The organism is Bacillus sp. VA13 (assembly GCF_055710085.1).
Window position 1 is genome coordinate 174,111 of record NZ_JBVQPP010000004.1, and the last position, 20,250, is coordinate 194,360.

Annotated in this window: 24 protein-coding genes; 6 read left to right on the plus strand and 18 right to left on the minus strand. The window is 47.5% G+C overall.

The features are described 5' to 3' along the window. The first annotated feature begins 147 nt into the window (after window positions 1-147). Window positions 148-435: an antibiotic biosynthesis monooxygenase family protein gene (locus AC0C66_RS16245; protein ID WP_019257494.1), complete on the plus strand. Its 288-nt coding sequence runs from the start codon at window positions 148-150 to the stop codon at window positions 433-435. Between the two features lie 5 nt (window positions 436-440). Here the strand turns inward: AC0C66_RS16245 and AC0C66_RS16250 are convergent, their stop codons facing one another. From AC0C66_RS16250 to AC0C66_RS16290, 9 genes are all read right to left on the minus strand, one after another. After that, window positions 441-686, minus strand: coding sequence for a YczI family protein (locus AC0C66_RS16250; protein ID WP_014112683.1), 246 nt, complete (start codon window positions 684-686; stop codon window positions 441-443). Between the two features lie 173 nt (window positions 687-859). Beyond that, window positions 860-1,501 (minus strand): spore germination lipase LipC, encoded by a 642-nt coding sequence (lipC, locus tag AC0C66_RS16255; protein WP_472973630.1) that lies wholly within the window; start codon window positions 1,499-1,501, stop codon window positions 860-862. 63 nt (window positions 1,502-1,564) lie between these two features. Beyond that, window positions 1,565-2,317, minus strand: a complete 753-nt coding sequence (locus AC0C66_RS16260) for an IclR family transcriptional regulator (RefSeq protein WP_061186210.1) — start codon at window positions 2,315-2,317, stop codon at window positions 1,565-1,567. A gap of 15 nt (window positions 2,318-2,332) precedes the next feature. Further along, on the minus strand, window positions 2,333-3,340 hold the full coding sequence (locus AC0C66_RS16265; protein WP_090557481.1) for a 5-oxoprolinase subunit C family protein: 1,008 nt from the start codon (window positions 3,338-3,340) through the stop codon (window positions 2,333-2,335). Between the two features lie 2 nt (window positions 3,341-3,342). Continuing rightward, window positions 3,343-4,065, minus strand: coding sequence for a 5-oxoprolinase subunit PxpB (gene pxpB, locus AC0C66_RS16270; RefSeq protein ID WP_461845825.1), 723 nt, complete (start codon window positions 4,063-4,065; stop codon window positions 3,343-3,345). A gap of 45 nt (window positions 4,066-4,110) precedes the next feature. Further along, window positions 4,111-4,902 carry a putative hydro-lyase gene (locus tag AC0C66_RS16275; protein ID WP_014112678.1) on the minus strand — a complete coding sequence of 264 codons (792 nt, stop codon included), beginning with the start codon at window positions 4,900-4,902 and terminating at the stop codon, window positions 4,111-4,113. Between the two features lie 5 nt (window positions 4,903-4,907). Continuing rightward, window positions 4,908-6,122, minus strand: a complete 1,215-nt coding sequence (locus AC0C66_RS16280) for an NRAMP family divalent metal transporter (protein WP_268455030.1) — start codon at window positions 6,120-6,122, stop codon at window positions 4,908-4,910. A gap of 14 nt (window positions 6,123-6,136) precedes the next feature. After that, on the minus strand, window positions 6,137-6,910 hold the full coding sequence (gene pxpA, locus AC0C66_RS16285; RefSeq protein WP_014112676.1) for a 5-oxoprolinase subunit PpxA: 774 nt from the start codon (window positions 6,908-6,910) through the stop codon (window positions 6,137-6,139). 205 nt (window positions 6,911-7,115) lie between these two features. After that, window positions 7,116-7,865 (minus strand): Cof-type HAD-IIB family hydrolase, encoded by a 750-nt coding sequence (locus AC0C66_RS16290; protein ID WP_003225050.1) that lies wholly within the window; start codon window positions 7,863-7,865, stop codon window positions 7,116-7,118. Window positions 7,866-7,997: 132 nt separating this feature from the next. Between AC0C66_RS16290 and AC0C66_RS16295 the strand changes: the two genes are divergently transcribed. Beyond that, a complete protein-coding gene (locus AC0C66_RS16295) occupies window positions 7,998-8,162 on the plus strand; it encodes a hypothetical protein (protein ID WP_061186203.1) in 165 nt (54 codons plus the stop codon). 34 nt (window positions 8,163-8,196) lie between these two features. Here AC0C66_RS16295 and AC0C66_RS16300 read toward each other — a convergent pair whose 3' ends face one another. Continuing rightward, window positions 8,197-8,589, minus strand: a complete 393-nt coding sequence (locus tag AC0C66_RS16300) for a 3-hydroxyacyl-ACP dehydratase FabZ family protein (RefSeq protein WP_461719646.1) — start codon at window positions 8,587-8,589, stop codon at window positions 8,197-8,199. Window positions 8,590-8,673: 84 nt separating this feature from the next. Here AC0C66_RS16300 and AC0C66_RS16305 point away from each other — a divergent pair, with 84 nt between their 5' ends. Next, window positions 8,674-9,282 carry a dienelactone hydrolase family protein gene (locus tag AC0C66_RS16305; protein ID WP_461845824.1) on the plus strand — a complete coding sequence of 203 codons (609 nt, stop codon included), beginning with the start codon at window positions 8,674-8,676 and terminating at the stop codon, window positions 9,280-9,282. Here the strand turns inward: AC0C66_RS16305 and AC0C66_RS16310 are convergent. The 5 genes from AC0C66_RS16310 to AC0C66_RS16330 form a co-directional block, all read right to left on the minus strand. Then, the gene (locus tag AC0C66_RS16310) at window positions 9,268-10,332 is read right to left on the minus strand and encodes a tartrate dehydrogenase (RefSeq protein ID WP_072181723.1); all 1,065 of its coding nucleotides are present in this window, start codon (window positions 10,330-10,332) and stop codon (window positions 9,268-9,270) included. The two genes, AC0C66_RS16305 and AC0C66_RS16310, sit on opposite strands and share 15 nt — an antisense overlap. A gap of 90 nt (window positions 10,333-10,422) precedes the next feature. Next, window positions 10,423-11,544 (minus strand): mannitol-1-phosphate 5-dehydrogenase, encoded by a 1,122-nt coding sequence (locus AC0C66_RS16315; RefSeq protein WP_014112671.1) that lies wholly within the window; start codon window positions 11,542-11,544, stop codon window positions 10,423-10,425. Between the two features lies 1 nt (window position 11,545). Continuing rightward, window positions 11,546-11,977: a PTS mannitol transporter subunit IIA gene (locus AC0C66_RS16320; protein ID WP_014112670.1), complete on the minus strand. Its 432-nt coding sequence runs from the start codon at window positions 11,975-11,977 to the stop codon at window positions 11,546-11,548. Between the two features lie 24 nt (window positions 11,978-12,001). Then, window positions 12,002-13,435, minus strand: coding sequence for a PTS mannitol transporter subunit IICB (locus tag AC0C66_RS16325; RefSeq protein WP_461845822.1), 1,434 nt, complete (start codon window positions 13,433-13,435; stop codon window positions 12,002-12,004). A 171-nt stretch (window positions 13,436-13,606) separates the two neighbouring features. After that, the gene (locus tag AC0C66_RS16330) at window positions 13,607-13,960 is read right to left on the minus strand and encodes a hypothetical protein (RefSeq protein WP_088680032.1); all 354 of its coding nucleotides are present in this window, start codon (window positions 13,958-13,960) and stop codon (window positions 13,607-13,609) included. A 165-nt stretch (window positions 13,961-14,125) separates the two neighbouring features. On the opposite strand from AC0C66_RS16330, the gene ycnK reads away from it, so the two are divergent. From ycnK to AC0C66_RS16345, 3 genes are read left to right on the plus strand one after another with little or no spacing between them, the layout of a single operon-like run. Further along, complete coding sequence (gene ycnK / locus AC0C66_RS16335) at window positions 14,126-14,698, plus strand: copper uptake transcriptional regulator YcnK (protein ID WP_072181725.1); 573 nt, start codon at window positions 14,126-14,128, stop codon at window positions 14,696-14,698. Window positions 14,699-14,732: 34 nt separating this feature from the next. Continuing rightward, window positions 14,733-16,358: a copper resistance CopC/CopD family protein gene (locus AC0C66_RS16340; protein WP_072181743.1), complete on the plus strand. Its 1,626-nt coding sequence runs from the start codon at window positions 14,733-14,735 to the stop codon at window positions 16,356-16,358. Window positions 16,359-16,371: 13 nt separating this feature from the next. Continuing rightward, entirely contained in the window at window positions 16,372-16,986 is a 615-nt protein-coding gene (locus tag AC0C66_RS16345; protein WP_014112665.1) for a YcnI family copper-binding membrane protein, read from the plus strand. A gap of 43 nt (window positions 16,987-17,029) precedes the next feature. Here the strand turns inward: AC0C66_RS16345 and gdh are convergent, their stop codons facing one another. From gdh to gabD, 3 genes are all read right to left on the minus strand, one after another. Beyond that, window positions 17,030-17,815, minus strand: coding sequence for a glucose 1-dehydrogenase (gene gdh, locus AC0C66_RS16350; protein ID WP_014112664.1), 786 nt, complete (start codon window positions 17,813-17,815; stop codon window positions 17,030-17,032). Window positions 17,816-17,833: 18 nt separating this feature from the next. Next, window positions 17,834-18,697: a glucose uptake protein GlcU gene (gene glcU / locus AC0C66_RS16355; RefSeq protein WP_014112663.1), complete on the minus strand. Its 864-nt coding sequence runs from the start codon at window positions 18,695-18,697 to the stop codon at window positions 17,834-17,836. A 124-nt stretch (window positions 18,698-18,821) separates the two neighbouring features. Beyond that, window positions 18,822-20,210, minus strand: a complete 1,389-nt coding sequence (gene gabD / locus AC0C66_RS16360; RefSeq protein WP_014112661.1) for a succinate-semialdehyde dehydrogenase — start codon at window positions 20,208-20,210, stop codon at window positions 18,822-18,824. Between the last annotated feature and the right edge of the window lie 40 nt (window positions 20,211-20,250).

Genomic DNA, 20,250 nt, shown 5'->3' on the forward strand with positions numbered 1-20,250 from the left:
TTCCCCTGCCTTCCACTTATTATTTTCTCTTAAATGAATTGGTGCGTGCAAGATTTTTTTGAAAATGAAGGAAAAGGTTCTTCGATTTTGCAGAAATCTCCTGTCATTTGCTGTAGACTATTTGAAAAGAAGGAAAGAAGGGATGACATGGTCAGAGAGGCAGCAATGCTTCACATTAAAGAAGGGCTTGAACAAGAGTTTGAGGAGGCGTTCCGGCAAGCGGCGCCGATTATTTCCGGCATGAAGGGCTATATCACTCACTCGTTATCAAAATGCATGGAAGAAACACATAAATATCTGCTGCTTGTGGAATGGGAAACACTTGAGGACCATACGGAAGGCTTTCGCGGTTCTTCAGAGTATCAAGAGTGGAAAGCCTTGCTTCATCGGTTCTATACCCCGTTCCCGACGGTCGAGCATTTTCAGGATGTGTAATAGATTTATATAATATGAAGTGTAAAACCGATGAGAGAGACAGACCATACGAAAACGGCGGTATAAATATTGAAAGCGCCTGAGCCGTCGTTTTCTTTTTTGCGCTCTTCAAGCCCCTGCATAAACATGACGGCGCCAAGAAAGACGAGCATGACCGATTGGATAACAGAGGTGTGTTCCGTATATTTAAAAGCAATAAGCGCCAGTACAATAATGATAACCGCAAAAGACATTTTAAAAATCCGAAACAAAAGGACCATCCTTCCTTATATACGAAATATTGAACGTTATGGCTATTTTTGCCTACGTCCTCCATTATTCTAGCGCACTTTTTTTGTCTGTAGAACAGAAGAAAGGGAATTTTAAGTTTCTTTTAATATTTCATTCACACATAAAAAACGCGCCCTGTCATAAGGCGCGTCTTCTATGAAACTGACAATTCTTTATAGCCTAACTTGTGAACTGCTTCAGCCATCGCTTGATAGCCTTTGCTGTTCGGATGGACACCGTCAAAGGACAGATATTCCTGTTCTTTGCCTTTGAAGATGCTGTAGGCATCCGCGATTTTGACATGGGGTGCTGATGCAAGTGTTTCTAAATGTGAATTAAAGGATGTGATCCATTTGCCAGCGATATCAATTTCGGGAAACGGATTGTATAAGTTGAACACACGGATGGCGTACGGGGACGGGTTTTCTCCTTTGATCTCAGCGATTTTGGCAATCATCTTTTCAAAATTCTCATGGCAATGGGCGGATACACGGCTGAAAATCGTTTCATCCTTAGACGTTTGGTAGGCTAAGACAGAATCGATGAGATCGTTTCCGCACCCTGTAATGGTTATCATGCCAGCATCTTGAATGCATTTTTGCACATAGGGATATGACAGGAGCCCCAGAATTTCTTCTGTATTTAAGCCTGATTTGGCAAAGATGGATATTGCCGTTTTTGTTTTCAAGTCGGCTTCCATCATGTCTCCGAAACGTTGGACGAAGCCGGGAGAAAACAGCCCGGAGCCTCTCCCCGTCGTCAAAGAATCCCCCACTGCTATATATCGAAGCACCATGTTCTTTCCTCCACTCCTGAACGTCGATACGTTAATGTACGCAGCGGAGAAAAGATCGGCTACTTATGAATACCCTATTTTTCTGGAAATCTGTAAAGCGGCATCCTTCACCTTTTCTGTTAAATAAGGCAGCCTGTCTTCTGTAAATCTCGCTTCAAAGCCTGCAATGCTGATGCCGGCTGCCACCTGACGCTTATGGTTAAAGATCGGGGCGCCGATGGCCGCTGTATAGTTTTCGAGCTCTGAATAGCTGACGGTATAGCCATTTTGTATAGAGGCATCAATCTCCTGCAGCAGTTTTTCGGGATCGGTAATCGTGCCGGAGCCAATTGAAATGAGCTCCGTTTGTTTGATGTATGTTTCGATTTCTTCACGGGGAAGAAAGGACAAAATGCTTCTGGCGCACGCTCCAGCGTACAGAGGAGAACGCCTGCCGATCGCCGTGTACAACCGCACAGTCTGTGTCCCTTCTATTTTCTCAACGTATATCGCTTCATTGCCGTCCCTCATGATCAATTGCACGGCCTCATCCACTTCCCGGCACAGCTCTTCCATCACCGGTTTCGCTATTTTTCTGATATCCAGCCTGTCAGCAACAAGCTGTCCGAATTCCAAAAACACCAGTCCCAGCGAATAAGCGCCGGACAAATCCCGATTGAGGAACCCCATTTCCTCCAAAGAGCTGACCATCCGGTGAACAGAGGTTTTCGGCATACCTGACAGCGATACCAGTTCACTTAAGGTAAGACTTGGTTCATGCAAAAACAAATTAAGCAGAGCCATAGATTTGACTACGGTTTTGTTTTTATTCTGCATCATTCATCTCCTTTGTTATGTCAGCCATTCCATCTTCATTCTCGTTTTCAGTTCTTTTATATGCTGTTCCCGTTCAATCGCTAGCGCTTCCGCTTCCTGAAGGGATACAGGCTCAAACTGGACGTGCTCGCCCGGCATGATTTGGGAGACAATCGGAAGATCAGCGGATATGATATGCGCGATCCTCGGATAGCCGCCGGTCGTTTGCCGGTCTGCAAGCAGGATAATCGGGTTGCCGTCAGGCGGCACCTGAACTGTTCCAAACGAAACCGCTTCTGACACCATCTCTAGTGGTGCCTTCAGTGCGAGCGGTTCTCCTTTGAGCCTGTAGCCCATACGGTCGGACTGTGGCGTGACACGAAATGTTTCTTCATAAAAACGCGTTTTCGATTTTTCTGTAAAAAAGCCGAATTGTTTTCCTTCCAGCACCCGAATGACAGGATTCTTTTTCAATGGCAGAAACCTCCCGCGGCTGACCGACCATTTCGGCGCTGCAAATCCCTGCTTTCCAAGCTGCGGGCTTAATCGGGAAAGAATGGTTTGCGAAAGAGATGACGTCTCTCCAATGGATAGTTCATCTTCCTTTTGAAGCGCTCTGCCATGAAGTCCGCCGATCCCTGCTCTGACGTACGTGCTTTTGCTTTCCATGACGGCAGGCACATCGAAGCCGCCGGCTGTTGCTAAATACGCACGGCTGCCAAGTTTGCAGGGACCAAAGCTGACCGTGCTGTTTTCCTTGACGAGCAGAGGCTTCCATAAAGGCGCTTCTTCGTCATTAATACGCAAAGTGAAGTCCGCCCCTGTCACCGCAATCAACGTCGTTTTTGAAAAATAAAACGACGGACCGGGCCCCATCAGCGTAATTTCAAGACCGGCTTCATTTTCGCTGTTGCCGATCAGCAGATTGGCAATGCGCAGCGAAACCGCGTCCATGGCTCCGCTTGCCAGAACGCCGTATTTTTGATACCCCGTTCTGCCTATATCCTGAACCGTTGTGAGCAGTCCGGGCTTTACCACTTTCATGCTCAATTGGACTCCTCCTTATAGGCGTGATAGTCATCCTCTGAGATGCGTACGAATTTAACAATATCTCCCGCCCTCAATAACGTCGGCGGGTTTTCCTGCGGCCGGAACAGAGCCAACGGCGTTTTGCCGATCAGCTGCCAGCCGCCCGGCGTTGAAATCGGATAAACACCTGTTTGCATTCCCGCAATTCCAACTGAACCGGCGGGAATCGACGGCCTTGGCGAAGATTTCCTTGGAGCGGTGATACGTTTGGACATCCCGCCTAAAAAAGGAAAACCAGGTGCAAAGCCAAGCATATACACCACATATTCGCCGTTTGTATGAATGGCGATGACTTCCTCCTGTGACAGCTGATTGATCTTCGCCACCTCTTCTAAATCCGGCCCGAATTCACCGCCATAGCAGACGGGAATTTCTACAATGCGGCGGTTGTTCTCATAGTCTGTGGCTATTTCCTTCAGCCGTTCTTCGACATCGCGCTTGACCTTCTCAAAAGGTGAGCTTATGCCTTGAGGCAAATGCTTGTACACTTCATACATATCATAAAATACCGTCAAACTTGTAAAAGCCGGGATACATTCAATGAATCCCGGAAATGGCTGTTCTTCTATGTAAGCGGCCGCGGCATGGACAAGGCCGTTAACCTGCTCGTTTATTTCTTCTCCAAATCGGATCATCATTGCAGAATCACCGAGCTGCTCGATTTGAAATCGTTCAGTCATCTTTCTCACCTCTTTTTATTTCTCGTTCATTTGGAGGACGAGAGGTTACAGCACCGCAAGCGACTCGTCTCGAATATCTGTGATGAGCATGTGCCCCGGCGCATGTGTGATGACCATTTCAGGTTTTACATTCATAGCCACGGCTTGTGGTGTCACCCCGCACGCCCAAAAAACAGGAACCTCGCCTTCACGAATGGAAACGGCATCTCCGAAATCCGGCTTGTCCAGATCGCGAATGCCGATTGCTCCCGGATTGCCGATATGGATCGGTCCTCCGTGCACAGCCGGAAAACGTGAGGTCACTTGTGCAGCGCGTACAGCCAGCCGTTCTGGAACGGGTCTCATGCTGACAACTATCTGTCCTTGAAACGCTCCTGCCGGAACACAATCGATATTCGTTTGATACATCGGGACGTTTGTCCCCTCATCAATATGCCGGACAGCTATTCCATTATTGATCAGCGCCTGTTCAAAAGAGAAACTGCATCCGATCAGAAAGCCGACAAAGTCATCCTCCCAGTATGGCGTAATATCAGATACTTCTTCCGTCAAGATACCCTGCCTGTAAATACGGTATTTTGGAAAGTCCGTTCTGATATCAGCATCCGGCGCGACCAGCGATGGCACTGGCGAACCCGCTTCTGTCACATCCAGCACAGGACAGGGTTTTTGATTCCGCTGGCAAAACAGCAGGAAGTCAAACGCAAGGTCTTTCTTCAAAATCACAAGATTCGCTTGGGCATAGCCGCCGGACATTCCTGCAGTCGGCCCGGTTATTTTTCCCTCTCGTATCAAGGCGCGCACATCCTTCGGCGCCATTTTGTTTAATTGCTCCACCTTTATCAGCTCCACAATTGAGGAAGTTGTGTAAATAACGTGTAGACTCCCATAATCGCCATTACGACCACAACAAGTGCACCTGAAACGGTCAGCCAAAGCGGATGCTTATAATCACCAATAATCTTTTTCTTATATGCGGCAATAAGCAGCGTTCCTAGCGCAATCGGCAGAATTAAGCCATTTAGTGATCCGACAAGCACGAGAATTTTCGCAGGCTGTCCGATTGTGACAAAAGCTAACGTAGAAATCACGATAAAGCCGATAATAATGCCGCGTGAATTCCTTTCAATTTTCGGAGAAAAGGTTTTAAAGAACGAAACAGACGTATAAGCTGCCCCGATAACAGAGGTAATGGCCGCAGACCACATGATCAATCCGAAAATTTTATAACCGACATTTCCCGCTGCCAGCTGGAACACTGAGGCCGCCGGGTTGCTTTCGTCAATATGCAGGCCTTTTGAAACAACGCCGAGCACAGCTAAGAAAAGAGCAATTCGCATAACAGATGTAATTAAAATTCCGGCAACTGAGCTTTTTGTCACCTGCGGAATCGCTTCCTTTCCTTTAATGCCAGCATCCAGTAAGCGGTGTCCCCCAGCAAACGTGATGTATCCGCCAACTGTCCCGCCGACTAGTGTTACAATTGCGAATATACTGATTTGTCCAGGGGCAAAGGTGTTTGCCACAGCCTGTCCAACTGGCGGTGCAGACGTGATTGCGACGTACAGCGTTAAGATGATCATGGCAAAGCCCGCAATTTGCGTAAAGCGGTCCATCGCTTTTCCTGCTTCTTTAATTAAAAAGATGAAAATGGCAACGACAGCACTGATCAAAGCGCCTGTTTCTGGTGTAATGCCGAACAGCACTTGGAGTCCGAGACCGGCACCTCCGATATTCCCGATATTAAAAGCTAGTCCGCCAAGCACGACGAGAATGGCGATGAAATACCCCAGTCCCGGAAGCACCATATTCGCAATTTCCTGACCGCGTTTTCCAGACACTGCGATAATGCGCCAAACATTGGTTTGGGCGAAAATATCTAAAATAATAGAGATTAAGATGACAAAACCGAAGCTTGCCGCGAGTGTGTTTGTGAATGTTGCGGTTTGTGTCAGGAAACCTGGGCCGATCGCCGAAGTGGCCATTAAAAAGGCAGCACCCATCAGCAATGACCAGCTGCCCGCTTTTTTTTCTGCTGTTTTTTTCTGTTGCCCCATCTATTGTTCCTCCTTTATGTTGACTTCTGTGCTGAAATAGCTGTCACTTCAATTCCTGCCGCTTTGAGCTCTTTTCTGATTTTTTGCGCAAATGTCAGCGCGTGGGCTCCATCTCCATGGATGCAAACGGTATCTGCTTTTAATGACACATCATGCCCTTGCTGAGATTTGACCGCCCCTTCTTTCACCATTTTGATCACCTGGGTGACAGCGGCATCATCACTTTCAATGAGTGCGTCCGGCTGCGAGCGCGGTGTCAGCGTGCCGTCCGCTTGGTATGTTCTATCGGCGAACACTTCATTTGCCGTCTGAAGTCCGATCCGTTCTCCCGCTTTTACGAGCTCGCTCTCAGCAAGACCGAAAAGAATCAGGCCAGGATCAACCTTATAGACAGCTTTCGCGATAGCGTCCGACAGCTTTTGATCGACTGCCGCCATATTATATAAAGCGCCATGCGGCTTGACGTGCTGCATGTGAAGTCCCTCTGCTTTTAGAAAACCAGAGAGCGCGCCAATTTGATAGACGACGAGATCATACGCTTCCTCAGGAGAAATCGCCATATTGCGGCGCCCAAAGCCGAGTAAATCCGGCAAGCCCGGATGTGCGCCGATTTTCACGCCTTTTTCTGCCGCAAGCGCGACGGTTTTCCGCATGACACCGGGATCTCCTGCATGAAATCCGCATGCGATGTTCGCTGATGTGACATACTCTAAAATATCTTGGTCAAGGCCTATCGTATAGGCTCCGAAGCTTTCTCCTAAATCACAGTTCAAATCAATCTGAAACACAGAATCCCTCCTGCCAAAGCATACGATATGCTTTATGTATTTATTGTTCCGAAATTCGGAACTACTATTCCGAATTTTTGAACTTTGGTTCATTATAATTCAATCATATCAGTTTGTGAAATACTTTTGTCAGAAAACCTACCATGGTCCCACAAGAAAACCTGCCAAACTAAAAAAAGAGAGTCCATCTTAGGACTCCCTTTTTTTATAGTACCCAATGGCGAATCGCCTTAGCGACACCATCCTCAATATTTGTATCCGTGATCCAATCAGCCGTTTCTTTCACGGTGTCTTGCGCATTGCCCATCGCGACGCCCAGACCCGCTTCTTTGATCATCGCGATGTCATTAAGGCTGTCACCCATCGCCATCACATTCTCCATCGTAAAGCCGAGTTTTTCAGAAACCTTCGCAAGCGCTGCGGCTTTGTTGATGCCAAGCGCGTTGACTTCAATGTTTGTCGGGCTTGAATTTGTGATTTCGAGCTCTTTGTTTTTTCTCAGCTCCTCCAGCACTTCGTTTCGGATGTCGTCATCCTCAATGTCAAAGCCGAATTTGAGCCATTCATGGTCCGTAATATTTTCCGGGAACTCACCTCTCCATACCTTATTCACCGTAGAAGCCCAGAAATTGGTGTTGTGCTTATTCCGCAAATCCCACATCATTTGAATATGATCTGTATGGAGCAGCTTGCGTTCCACCAAATTAAAATTCGAATCCCATATTTCGCTGCCATTTGCCGTGATTAAAAAGGATGACAGCTTCAGCGATTCCGCCAGCTCCCGGCACGTCATCAGTGTCCGGCCCGTGCTGATCACCACGTACACGCCCTTATCCTCGGCTTCACGAATGGCTTTACGGTTTTCATCCGAGATCAGCTGCTCGTCATTAAGCAGCGTTCCATCCATATCAATTGCGATCAGCTTGATATCTACATCTTCTCTTTGAATAGACATATATGTACCTCTCTTTGCCTTTTAGTTGTTCTTCTTTCTATTCTAATACATTATACCCAGCGGAACAAAAAAGCGATTTCACATGTTTGAGGTGCGCTGATAAGAGGAAAACAAACGGTGAGGTGATTAAACATGACAGAAAGAAAACAGCAAAACAAACCAAACGAAAACCCCGAGCACAACGACTTAACCGATCCGATTCCGAATGAAGAGCTGAAGGAAAATATGAATGATGAAAAACACAAACGCCAGCAAAGAGATGACTCACAGAGCGAACGGGATTACGATACGAAATAATAGAACCCCTCACAAATCGTTGTGAAGGGTTTTTTCATTTTTCAATATAAATGCCGATTTCAGCTTCAGCAACAGGCTGCCCGCCTACTGACGCCTTGGCATGTCCAAACACAAACCCGCGCCGATTGCGCGTGACATCAAACAAAAGATCAAGCCGGTCACCGGGCACGGCCGCGCCCAGCTTTTCCGCTTTCTTCACAGAAGACAATAACCCCAAGCTGTTCTCATCTGTAATCCCTGTAAAAGCCGCCGTTTGCGCAAGTGCTTCAATCACTAGTGAAAACGGCATTTCTGTTTGCGTGTCAGTGATAAACCAGTCGTTCTCACTAATCAGCTTATATGCGGCCGCATGTTTGCCGGGCTCGCTTTCCGTCACGCCATCAATAAACAAAAACGGATAGCGGTGAGGCAAAGATAATGAATTCATTCTATTTCTCCTTTTTTGACTATTATATATCAGCCCTAAGCTCAACGATAGGATATAATGGAAAAAACGCAAAAGGAGCCTGTTATGTCCCAAAAACCGCTCATCATTCTCGCACACGAAATATACGGTGTAAACATCCATATGAAAAAGATGGCCCGGCTGATCAAAATGGCTGGATATGATGTGATAACGCCCAACCTGCTCGGAGATGGTGAAGTCTACTCACTGCAAGAGGAAAAAACAGCATACGAACAGTTTACAAAACATGAACGGCTGAAAACAGGAGAAACCATCATTCAGAACGTGATCAGGCAAAACGCGGGACGGCGCATCTTTGTGATTGGATTCAGTGCGGGCGCGACGATCGCATGGAAATGCAGCAGTATGCCTGAGGTGAGCGGAGCTGTTTGTTATTACGGTTCCCGGATACGCGATTCTCTTCATCACGTGCCAGCCTGCCCAGTCCTATTGTTTTTCCCTTCAGATGAACCGTCGTTTGATGTTGCGGTTCTTATCAAAAAACTGAGGGAAAAACAGCATCCCGATTTGGAGATTTATCAATTCGATGCTCTTCATGGCTTTGCCAATCCTGAGTCGGTTTATTTTGACAGGGCACTCTTCTTCAAAACGCTTTCCATCATAAAAAACGAGGCAGAAAAACTGCCCCGCCCTGTTTCATCAAAGTTTTCTTAAACGCATACAGATTTCGTCCGTAACCTCAGCCGTTGTGCTTTGTCCGCCAATGTCGCGTGTTTTGATGCCGTCAGCTGTTACTCGTTCCATCACATCCAGGATCTTTGCTCCCAGTTCTTCCTCTCCGAAATGGTCAAGCATCAGCTTCGCTGTCCAAATCTGGCCGATTGGATTGGCAAGGCCCTGACCGGCAATGTCGGGAGCTGAGCCGTGAACCGGTTCGAACATGGACGGATATTTGCCGGACGGGTTGATGTTCGCAGACGGCGCAATACCGATGCTTCCCATCAGGCTTGAGCTGATGTCCGTTAAAATATCACCGAACAGGTTGCTCGCCACAATGACGTCAAACGTTTCCGGACGCGTTACAAAAAAAGCGGCCAACGCATCAATATGCTGGGATGACGTTTCGATTTCGCTGTAATCAGCGGCAGTCTGCTGAAAGACTTCATCCCAAAACGGCATCGCGTGATAAATGCCATTAGACTTTGTCGCACTTGTCACATGGCCGCGCCGTTTTTTTGCCAATTCGAAGGCAAATCGCATGACACGTTCTGTCGCTTTTCTCGTAAATACGGCATTCTGAATGGCGATTTCATCATCGCCTCTGTGAATGCGTCCGCCGACTTCACTGTATTCACCTTCACTGTTCTCGCGAATCACCACGAGGTCAAAATCATTTGGATGCAGAAGCGGCGACGTAATGCCCGCCATTTGTTTGGCGGGTCTCATATTAATGGAGAGCTCAAGCTCCCTCCGGATTTTCAGCAGCAGCCCCCATAACGAAATATGATCGGGAACCAGCTTCGGATTTCCGACGGCTCCCAAGAAGACCGCTTCAAATTGAGTAAGCGTATGTATTCCGTCTTCAGGCATCATTTCGCCGTGCTCCATGTAATAATCACAGCTCCATGGAAAAGCCGTGAATGAGAATGACAAACCTCCGTGCACCTCAGCCGCTGTATGAAGCACTTTCTCAGCAGCCGCTACAACCTCTCTTCCTACTCCGTCTCCCGGTATTGCCGCAATCTCGAATTGTTTCATCGTCATTCTCCTTCCCCTGTTGTCGTAAGCGTTTTCTATTATACTAGATTGCGAGATGGTAAAAAAAGCCCGTGACATTGTGTCACGGGTGGTCGGTTATTGATTGAGTTTCTTTAAAACGATGGCGTGCAGCGGTTCATGGGACTGAATGCCGCACACCTCTTGAAGCACGCCGCTGTATCCTTTTTCTTCGATCAGCGCTTGCAGTTCAACCGCTTCAGGGTCACCGGTGAAATCGAAGCGCAATGCTGCGGCAATCCCTTCCGCCAGTGCGTTCGGCTCTTTTATTTTCTTTGCCGGGCCTACGAGTCTATCATTCTCTCCCAGTTTTCTGAGAGGTGATCTCGCCACGCGGGTTACATCGTCCGTAATGAATGGATTTTCAAAGCGTCCGATGATTTTTTTGATATATTGTTCGTGTTCGGTTTGCTTAAAGCCATACGTTTTGACGAGATAGTCACCGGTTTCAAGCAGCGCCGAATGAACGACACGGCGGATTTCCGGGTGATCGATTGCTTCTTTGACCGTTTTGAGTCCGCGTTGATAGCCGACATACGCTGTCACCGCGTGTCCGGTGTTGACTGTAAACAACTTTCTTTCGATGTACGGCGTCAGATCATTAACAAATAGCGCGCCGTTTATGACTGGTGTTTTTCCTTTAAAGCCTGATTCATCAATGACCCATTCAAAAAATGGTTCAACCGATACTTTGAGCGGATCTTCATGATGCTGAATCGGCACGATCCGGTCAACGGCGGAATTCGGAAAACCGACCGTTTCACTGACGGACTCCTGCTCAGCTTCTGTTAAATGGCTGTATATCTCTTTCTTCAGGAAGCTGCTCCCGCCAATCATATTTTCGCAGGCAATGATATTCAGTGTGTTTGAAGCGTCTCTTCGTCTTAACCCTTCTGCGATAGACGGAGCAATCAGCTTCAGCACGTTCGGGCCGACTGCTGTTGTGATGAGCGCCGCCTCATTGATCAGCCGATACAGCTCCTCCAGCTGGCTGCCGCTATTGATGGCACTGACCGGACCGATTACCTCTGATGAATGCCCCTCTTCTGCCAGCTCCACTGTGTATTCCCGTTTTTCATTGAGGAGGCTGACCATCGTATCGTTCACATCCGCAAACACCACATCATAGCCGGAGTGGTGAAGCAGTGCGCCGATAAACCCCCTCCCGATATTTCCCGCACCGAAATGTAAGGCGATCATGTCAGTTCACCTCGTTGAAAATGGCGATCAAATCTTCTTCGCTTTTAGCAGAGATTAGGCGTTCAATATTTTCTTCTTCTGAACAAATGATGGCGATGTTAGACAAAATGTCTAAATGCTCATTATTTTTGCCCGCAATGCCGAATACCACTTTTGCCGTGTTGCCTTCTCCGTACTCCACACCATCAGGAATCTGTATAATTGAGATTCCTGAGTGAAGCACCTCGCTTTTCGCTTCTTCGGTGCCGTGTGGAATGGCAATGAAATTCCCCATAAACGTAGAAGACGTTTCTTCCCTTTCAAACATTTTGCTAATGTAATCCTCTGTCACATAGCCGTTGTCAATCAGCGTCTGGCCAGCCATTTTGATGGCTTCTTCTTTTGAAGATACCGTTTGGTTGAGTTTAATATTTTCCTTTGCGAGTACTTGCATGAGTATCACTCTCTTTCTATGAGATTACTTTTTAAGCTTTTCAATCAGCTCGTCATATTTCGGGCTGTTTAAGAAGTTATCCACTGATATGTGCGTCGCGTTCGGCAGCTTTGCTTTCGCGCGATCTGTTAAATCTTTGTGGGTGATGACAATGTCAGTATCGCTTGGCAGATTGTTAATGGCCGTATTGGTCACACTGATGTCAAGCTCTGCTTTTTTCACTTTGTTTCTTAAGATGGATGCTCCCATGGCGCTCGATCCCATTCCCGCATCACATGCAAAGATAATTTTATTTACGCTTTCAGGAGACAGCTCAGACGCTTCCTCAGCTTTGGTTTGTTCCGCTTCTAAAGCTGCGGCTGCTTGGCTTTTCTTCCCCTTCATGGACTGCATTTTTTCAGTTGCGGCAGCGAGGTCTTCTTCGCTTGCTTTTGAAGATTTCAGGATCACTGCTGATACGATGAACGAAACAGCCGCAGCGACCAATACACCCGCCAATACGCCGAAGTAGCCGCCTCTTGGCGTCATCGCCATCAATGCGATAATGCTTCCCGGTGACGATGCTGCGACAAGTCCGGCATTAAAGATCGTGAACGTTAAGAGTCCGCTTGCTCCGCCGGCAATAGCTGCCAGAATCAGGGCCGGTTTCATCAAAATGTACGGGAAGTAAATCTCGTGAATCCCGCCGAAGAAATGAATGATCGCCGCTCCGGGAGCCGTTGATTTTGAAGAACCTTTGCCAAAGAACATGTACGCCAGCAAAATGCCGAGTCCCGGTCCAGGGTTGGCTTCTACTAAAAACAGAATTGATTTTCCCGTTTGGGCTGCCTGCTCGATTCCGATCGGGCTTAAGATTCCATGGTTAATGGCGTTGTTTAGGAACAACACTTTCGCCGGTTCCACAAAAACGCTGGCTACAGGCAGTAAATTAGCGTGTACAATAACTTCCACACCGGCCGCCAGCAATTTGTTTAACGTCAGGACAACTGGGCCGATGGCGTAAAACGCGAGAATCGTTAAAGCCGCGCCGACAATCCCTGCCGTAAAGTTGTTGATGAGCATTTCAAAGCCTTGTTTGACTTTATCCTTGAACAATTTATCCGTCTGTTTAATGAGGTATCCGCCAAGCGGCCCCATGATCATTGCACCTAAAAACATTGGAATATCCGACCCGACAATCACCCCGATTGCCGCTGTTGCCCCGACGACTCCGCCGCGGTGGTCGTAAATCATTTTTCCGCCTGTATACGCTATCAAAAGCGGCAGTAAATATGTGATCATCGGGCTGACAAGTGTATTCAGCTGTTCATTCGGAAACCATCCCGCCGGAATAAACAGCGCGGTAATGATGCCCCACGCGATAAACGCGCCGATATTCGGCATGATCATTCCGCTCAAATAACTGCCGAAGCGCTGCACTTTCACTTTCATGCCGCCTTGCTGCTGTTCTTGCTGCATATATAAACCCTCCCTGTTTGTTTGTCGCTGTAAGATATAAAAAGATGTTCAGAGAATGATGCTTCCCTTTGACTCTATGTTAAAACGCTTACAGTCCCTATACAATTGAAAGTAAAGAGGACTTTGGCACAAGGGTGTGACAATTTTTTAAAAATAAAAAGGCCCCTGATATCAGGAGCCTTTTCTCTTTCCTCTATAAATTATGTTTCCGTTTTGAATCACGTACTTGGCGATCATCCGCTCACTCACAATAAAAACGGGATAGGCGCACACAAGCGCAAAAACAGCCATCGGCACGTGCTGTACGGCCGGTATCATTGAACCTGCCGCATTGCGGAGGAGCAGCAAAAGATAAATGAGCAGCACGATGACTGCTAATGACACCAGCATGATCGGAGCTGATACTTTATATTCATGAAGCCGTTCCCGGCAGTGTCCGCAGCGAAATTGACAAGGCACATTTGATGATCTGACCATGTCGCCTGTCAAAGGTTTGCCGCAGTTCGGGCATCGTGTTTCTTTCATAGGGTATTCCTCACTTTCCATTCCATATGTCTATTATACCAGAGTCCCTTCTGTTTCGTTTTGTTGCTGTTCAACACATTTTCACATTTTTTATCATCAGCTTACTTGTCTCTGTCTCTAAAATCCTCTACGCTTAAATAGATCTTATTTGGAGGGGATGTATGAATGCTTCCGATTAATAGACAGCAACACATCCTGAAGTGGCTGAAAGAAGAAGGCGCGCTCAGAATTTCTGATATCAGCGCAAGGTTCGGTGTTTCGGAAATGACAGTATACAGAGATGTCAATCAGCTTGTTCAGTCAAATCAGGTCATTAAAACAGCCGGTGGCATCACGCTCCCAGCCCGAACATCTCAAGCGGATCATATGTGCAGCTATTGCCTGAAGCCGGTCAATCAAGCCCATTCGGTTCAGCTGATTACGGTAAACCAAGACATTGAACAGCTATGCTGCGCACATTGTGCGTTTTTGCGGTATGCAGATAAAACGGAAGAGGTTTCACACTTGATTTGCAGAGATTTTCTGTTACACACAACAGTCAGTGCCGGTTCGGCTTATTTCGTCGTAAATGCTGAACTAAACCTGCACTGCTGCCAGCCTCAGGCGATTCCGTTTGCGACACTCGACCATGCCGAACGGTTTCGAAAAGGATTCGGCGGAGCCGTCCGCACCTTCGATCAGGCGCTGGAAGACATGCTTCAAGACAGAAAAAAACGCTGCACCTGCACCAAGAAATAACACAACATATACAGCGGAAGGTGGTGTCTGAGTGATGAAGCGAAACAGATGGTGGATCATCCTTCTGCTTTTTCTTGTTTTCCTGCCGAAAACAAGCTTTGCTCACGCCTATATTGTCAAATCTTCACCTGGTGAAAACAGCGAATTAAAAAGCGCCCCTTCACAGGTGGAAATCGAATTTAATGAACCGGTTGAAGAAGGGTTTCATTACATTAAAGTCTATAATTCAAACGGCGATCGGGTGGATACAGATAAGACTGAAATCAAAAAAGATAATCATCACATCATGACAGTGAAGCTGAAAAAGAATCTGCCGCATGATGTGTACAGAGCGGAATGGAATGCCGTGTCCGCGGACGGGCATCCGGTTTCCGGTGTCATTCCGTTCAGCATCGGGAAAGCGGACGGCGGATTCAGCAGCCAAAAAGCCGCCGGTTCAGCGCTGAATCCGGCAACAGCCGCAGACCGCGCGATTCTGTATACAGCCTTATCTCTGTTTATCGGGACGGTTTTCTTCCATCTCTTCTGGTATAAAGGAGATCCAGAACAACTCGCCAAACGGACGAGACGTATCCTGATCGTCTCGATCACTGCATTGGGGCTGGCGCTTTTGCTTCAGCTTCCCATTCAGACAAAAGCGAACGCGGGCGGCGGCTGGGGCAGCGCCTTCCAGCCGGGCTACATCAGAGAAACTCTGTTTGAGACAGCAGGCGGCACCATTTGGATCATACAGGCCGTGCTGTATCTGCTGCTTGCACTGTCTGCGATCCCTGTGATACGCAAAAAACGCTTTTCTTCCTTTGGCTATTGGACAGCGCCGCTCATTTTCTTTTTCGGTCTCCTGCTTGCCAAAGCGTTTACCGGACATGCTGCTGTCGTTGAAGAAAAAGCGGTCGGCATTTTAATGGATTTCCTTCATTTATCTTCCGCTTCCATCTGGGTTGGCGGAATAGCAGCACTCGTTTTGCTGCTCGCAAAAGAATGGAGGCAGCCCGACAAAACGCTCGCATGGGAAACGGTAAGCCGGTTCTCCCCATGGGCGCTTACTGCAGTCGGCGTCATTTTGTTTTCAGGCTTGCTCAATGGATTTTTCATCATTCGATCCATGGATTCGCTGTTCCATACAGCGTACGGCCAAGCTCTTATAGTAAAAAGCGGACTGTTTGTGTTGATGCTGGTCTTAGGCGCGCTTCATTTTCTGCTCACCAGAAAGCAGCGCCGCACAGGAATCAGCCGAACGCTCAAAATGGAATGGGCAATCGGCATCGCTGTATTGATCACAGCGGCCGTGTTTACAAGCCTGCCAAGCCCACCTGAGCCGGCGCCGGAACCGTTCTTCCAAACGAAAGCGATTGAGAACGGACAAAGCGTGTCTCTCAGCATCAGCCCGAACCAACCAGGGAAAAACGAATTTGAGCTGCGGATCACTGACCATAACGGCGAACCGGTGAAAAACATCCAGCAAATCACGTTAACCATTTATAAAACAGGCCTGTCAGGCAGCGAAAACAAAAGCACGTTTCAATTAAAAGAGAAAACAAAAGGCGTCTTTCAGGATGAAAACCTATCCATTAATGAAAAGGGAAACTGGAAGATCAAAGTCCACGGGCTGACCGGAGACTTTAACGAAATCAATATCATGTTTACAAAGACCCATTAAAGGAGTGTTTGAATTGTTGAAGAAAATTGCATTCACGCTATGCCCGGCTATCGTCGGCTCTCTCTTATTCTTTACGGCCCCTGCCAGTGCGCACGTTACGGTAAAGCCTGCTGAATCCGCTGCAGGCTCTTGGGAAACTTATACGATGAAGGTTCCTTCTGAGAAAAATCAGCCGACAACAAAGGTTGTCCTCAAAATGCCGAAGGATGTTGAATTCCAGCAATACGAGCCAATTCCAGGCTGGAAGGTATCCACCCAGAAACACGACGACAAATCAGTGTCCGTGACGTGGGAAGCGACTGACGGCGGCATTCAGGAAGGACAGTTCCAGCGGTTTACCTTTGTTGCCAAAAACCCTGACAAAGCGGAGGAAGCAGCTTGGGACGCATACCAATATTACAAAGACGGCAGCATTGTCGAGTGGACAGGTGACGAGGATGCGGATACGCCTCATTCCATTACAAACATCACCGCTGCAAAGCAAGTGACAGATGAGCACGGTGCTACGAAAACAGAGGACGATTCCAAAGAATCGGGCTCTTCTGCTCTGGACATCACAGCGATTGTGCTGTCTGCGGCAGCCATTATTTTATCTATAGCAGCGCTTGTAAAGAAAAAGCGTGCGTAATAAAAAAGCGATCCAGATGTCATGTCTGGGTCGCTTTTTTTGTTTAACCGCGTCCTGCTTGGAATGAAGGATATTGTGTCATACCGCCGTCCGCGAATAACGTGATGCCTGTGACGTAGCTGGCTTCCTTCGAAGCAAGCCAGGCTGCTACTGCGGCGACCTCCTCCGGTTCGCCGATATATCCCATTGGAATCATGCTTTCTACATCAGCTTTCTGTTTAGGGTCAGCGAATTTTTCAGCATTGATTGGCGTGTTGATCGCGCCTGGCCCAATATTATTGACGCGAATGCCCTTCGGCGCGTATTCCAACGCCAATGTTTCTGTCATCAACTTTATCCCGCCTTTACTTGCCGCATAGTGGACAAATAACGGCCAAGGAATCACTTCGTGCACACTGGACATGTTGATGACATTTCCCTTGATATCATTTTCTACGAAATATTTAATCGCTTCACGGCTTCCTAAAAAGGCGCCCGTTAAGTTCGTGCTGATGACTTTATCCCAATCCTTCAACGGCATTTCGTGAGATGGCACAGGATTTTCAAGTCCCGCATTATTAATCATAATATCGAGTGTGCCGAACTCTTTAATGGCAGTTTGCACAATATTTTTTACATCTTCCTCTTTCGTGACATCTCCTTGGACGATAACTGCTTCACCGCCCGCCTTGATGACCTCTTCTTTTACCTCGTTTGGATCCTGTTTATCACTATAATAGTTGATAACCACTTTTGCCTGCTCCTTGCCGAAGCGAAGGGCCATGGCTTTCCCAAGACCTGATGCAGCGCCTGTAATGGCGACGACTTTTCCTTTTAAATCTGGATACATATACATCCTCCTCAATTGTTATGAATTCGTTTTGGCGATTCCTAAAAATACAGCGGCCGCAATAATCAGTGCAATCCCTATGGCAATCGCAATAAGCTGGCGTTTTGTTTTCTTTTCACGCAGGATGAAAATGCCGCCGAGCGTTGAAATGACAATTCCCATTTGAGAGAGAGAAAAGCTTGTTGCGACTCCGACTCTCGGCTGAGAAATAAACAAAAACATATTTCCGCCTGCCCAGATTAATCCTGGGAGAATATTTCTGATCGCATATTTGTTAAAGGGTTTGTGTCTATAGGTTAAAACTAACCCTCCAACCACCATGCCAATCGCCTGTGGCAGCAGCGCGGACCAGCCGGACACATTGAACAATCTCGCCACGACGACATAAACCAAATAACCAAGAGTCGAGACAAGGAGAATCAAAATGCCCTTTTTCAAGTTGCTTGGCTCGCCCTCTGTTTTATCCTTCTTATCTTCCAAAGATGTGAGAATGATTCCCACAATGATAAAGATCAGAGCGAGAATGCCAAGCGTAATCGCAATCGGTGTTGACCATTCGCGGAACACGATCACACCGAACAACGATGTGGAAACGAGCTGCATTCCTGTGGAAATCGGCATTGTTTTAGATACACCCATCAATTCAATGCTTTTCAGCTGGTTGGCCTGCCCAAGTGACCAAAATAAGCCGGATACGATTCCAACAATAAAAATCCGCAGTGACAGAACGGGCTGAACAAAAAAGTAAATAACGATAGAAACAATGAGCGCCCCGATCGTCGTTCCCAGTGTCTGGCTGTACGGCCCGCCGCCTAATTTCACATTGAAGAGAACAATGCTCCCCCAAAACAAAGCCGGGAGAAGAGCCAATAATAAATCCATTGTTGGGGAACCTTCTTTCAAAATGTATTTGCTGTTATTTTGTCTGGAATGGCTGGGTTTATTCGCCGGAACAGCAAAAAAGAGCTGCCGGAAGATCCGGCAGCTCTCAGGAGCTTGCATTCTTTTACAAACCGATGGACATATATTTTGTTTCAAGATAAGGCTCGATGCCTTCCGAACCGCCTTCGCGGCCGATGCCGCTTTCTTTCATTCCGCCGAATGGCGCTTGAACCGCTGATGGTCCGCCGTCATTCCAGCCGATAATCCCGTACTCAAGGTTTTCGGAAATATAGATGCCGCGGCGGTAGTTTTCTGTGAAGAAGTAAGCAGCCAGGCCGTACGGTGTATCGTTGGCAAGCTGAATCGCTTCATCAATATCAGAAAACGTGACGATCGGTGCAACCGGGCCGAATGTTTCCTCATGCATGATATTCATGGACGTATCGACATCTGCGAGAACTGTCGGGTTGACGAAGTAGCAGCCTTTGTCATCGTTTCGGTCATACGTGCCCCCAGCGAGAACTTTCGCACCTTTTTCAACCGCATCATCAATTTGGCTGACAATTTTTTCGAAACCTCTTTTGTTGATAATCGGGCCGACATTGACGCCTTCTTCAAGTCCATTTCCGACTTTTAGCTTAGACACTTGCTCGCTCAGTTTCGCCGCAAATTCATCTTTGATGGATTCATGGACGATCAGGCGGTTCGCACATACGCATGTTTGGCCCGCGTTTCGGTATTTAGACACCATCGCCTGTTCAACGGCAAGGTCTATGTTTGCATCTTCATCCACGATCAGCGGGGCATGTCCGCCGAGCTCCATGGAAACATGTTTCACGGTGTCCGCACTATTTTTCATGAGGATTTTCCCTACCGGCGTTGATCCTGTGAACGTGATTTTGCGGATTTTCGGACTGCCTGTGAACACATTTCCAATTTCTTCTCCATCGCCGATGACTACCTGAAGAACGTCCTTCGGAATGCCCGCTTCATATGCGAGGCGCGCAAGCTCATAGGCAGACAGCGGTGTGTCCGGCGCCGGCTTGATGATAAACGTACAGCCGGCAGCAAGAGCAGGTGCAGCTTTGCGTGTAATCATCGCATTCGGGAAATTCCAAGGCGTGATGGCAGCAACAGGGCCGACTGGCTGGCGTGTGACGACAATTCGTTTACCGGTTGTCGGAGCAGGCACAGTTCTTCCGTACACACGCTTCGCTTCCTCTGCAAACCATTCGATATAGCCTGCGCCGTACAGGACCTCGCCGACCGCTTCCTGATACGGTTTTCCGTTTTCCTTTGTAATTAAATCTGCAAGTTCTTCTTTATGTTCAACAATCAGCTCATACCATTTTTTCAAAAGAGACGCTCTTTCGTTCGCTGATGTTTTAGACCACGTTTTAAACGCTTGATGTGAACGTTCAATGGCTTCTTCTACTTCTTTGGCTGATTGCTGAGGAATCGTTTTGATCTCCTCGCCCGTAGCCGGGTTGTAGACCGTTAATTGATCTGGCATATTGAACATTCCCTTCTTTTCATGATTACTTAAAATGATA

Bases quoted from the DNA above. Each gene is read 5' to 3' on its own strand.
- AC0C66_RS16245 (WP_019257494.1), top strand. From the start codon at position 148: ATGGTCAGAGAGGCAGCAATGCTTCACATTAAAGAAGGGCTTGAACAA.
- lipC (WP_472973630.1), bottom strand. From the start codon at position 1,501: ATGGTGCTTCGATATATAGCAGTGGGGGATTCTTTGACGACGGGGAGA.
- AC0C66_RS16260 (WP_061186210.1), bottom strand. From the start codon at position 2,317: ATGCAGAATAAAAACAAAACCGTAGTCAAATCTATGGCTCTGCTTAAT.
- AC0C66_RS16265 (WP_090557481.1), bottom strand. From the start codon at position 3,340: ATGAAAGTGGTAAAGCCCGGACTGCTCACAACGGTTCAGGATATAGGC.
- pxpB (WP_461845825.1), bottom strand. From the start codon at position 4,065: ATGACTGAACGATTTCAAATCGAGCAGCTCGGTGATTCTGCAATGATG.
- AC0C66_RS16280 (WP_268455030.1), bottom strand. From the start codon at position 6,122: ATGGGGCAACAGAAAAAAACAGCAGAAAAAAAAGCGGGCAGCTGGTCA.
- AC0C66_RS16290 (WP_003225050.1), bottom strand. From the start codon at position 7,865: ATGTCTATTCAAAGAGAAGATGTAGATATCAAGCTGATCGCAATTGAT.
- AC0C66_RS16295 (WP_061186203.1), top strand. From the start codon at position 7,998: ATGACAGAAAGAAAACAGCAAAACAAACCAAACGAAAACCCCGAGCAC.
- AC0C66_RS16300 (WP_461719646.1), bottom strand. From the start codon at position 8,589: ATGAATTCATTATCTTTGCCTCACCGCTATCCGTTTTTGTTTATTGAT.
- AC0C66_RS16305 (WP_461845824.1), top strand. From the start codon at position 8,674: ATGTCCCAAAAACCGCTCATCATTCTCGCACACGAAATATACGGTGTA.
- AC0C66_RS16310 (WP_072181723.1), bottom strand. From the start codon at position 10,332: ATGACGATGAAACAATTCGAGATTGCGGCAATACCGGGAGACGGAGTA.
- AC0C66_RS16315 (WP_014112671.1), bottom strand. From the start codon at position 11,544: ATGATCGCCTTACATTTCGGTGCGGGAAATATCGGGAGGGGGTTTATC.
- AC0C66_RS16320 (WP_014112670.1), bottom strand. From the start codon at position 11,977: ATGCAAGTACTCGCAAAGGAAAATATTAAACTCAACCAAACGGTATCT.
- AC0C66_RS16325 (WP_461845822.1), bottom strand. From the start codon at position 13,435: ATGCAGCAAGAACAGCAGCAAGGCGGCATGAAAGTGAAAGTGCAGCGC.
- AC0C66_RS16330 (WP_088680032.1), bottom strand. From the start codon at position 13,960: ATGAAAGAAACACGATGCCCGAACTGCGGCAAACCTTTGACAGGCGAC.
- ycnK (WP_072181725.1), top strand. From the start codon at position 14,126: ATGCTTCCGATTAATAGACAGCAACACATCCTGAAGTGGCTGAAAGAA.
- AC0C66_RS16340 (WP_072181743.1), top strand. From the start codon at position 14,733: ATGAAGCGAAACAGATGGTGGATCATCCTTCTGCTTTTTCTTGTTTTC.
- gdh (WP_014112664.1), bottom strand. From the start codon at position 17,815: ATGTATCCAGATTTAAAAGGAAAAGTCGTCGCCATTACAGGCGCTGCA.
- glcU (WP_014112663.1), bottom strand. From the start codon at position 18,697: ATGGATTTATTATTGGCTCTTCTCCCGGCTTTGTTTTGGGGGAGCATT.
- gabD (WP_014112661.1), bottom strand. From the start codon at position 20,210: ATGCCAGATCAATTAACGGTCTACAACCCGGCTACGGGCGAGGAGATC.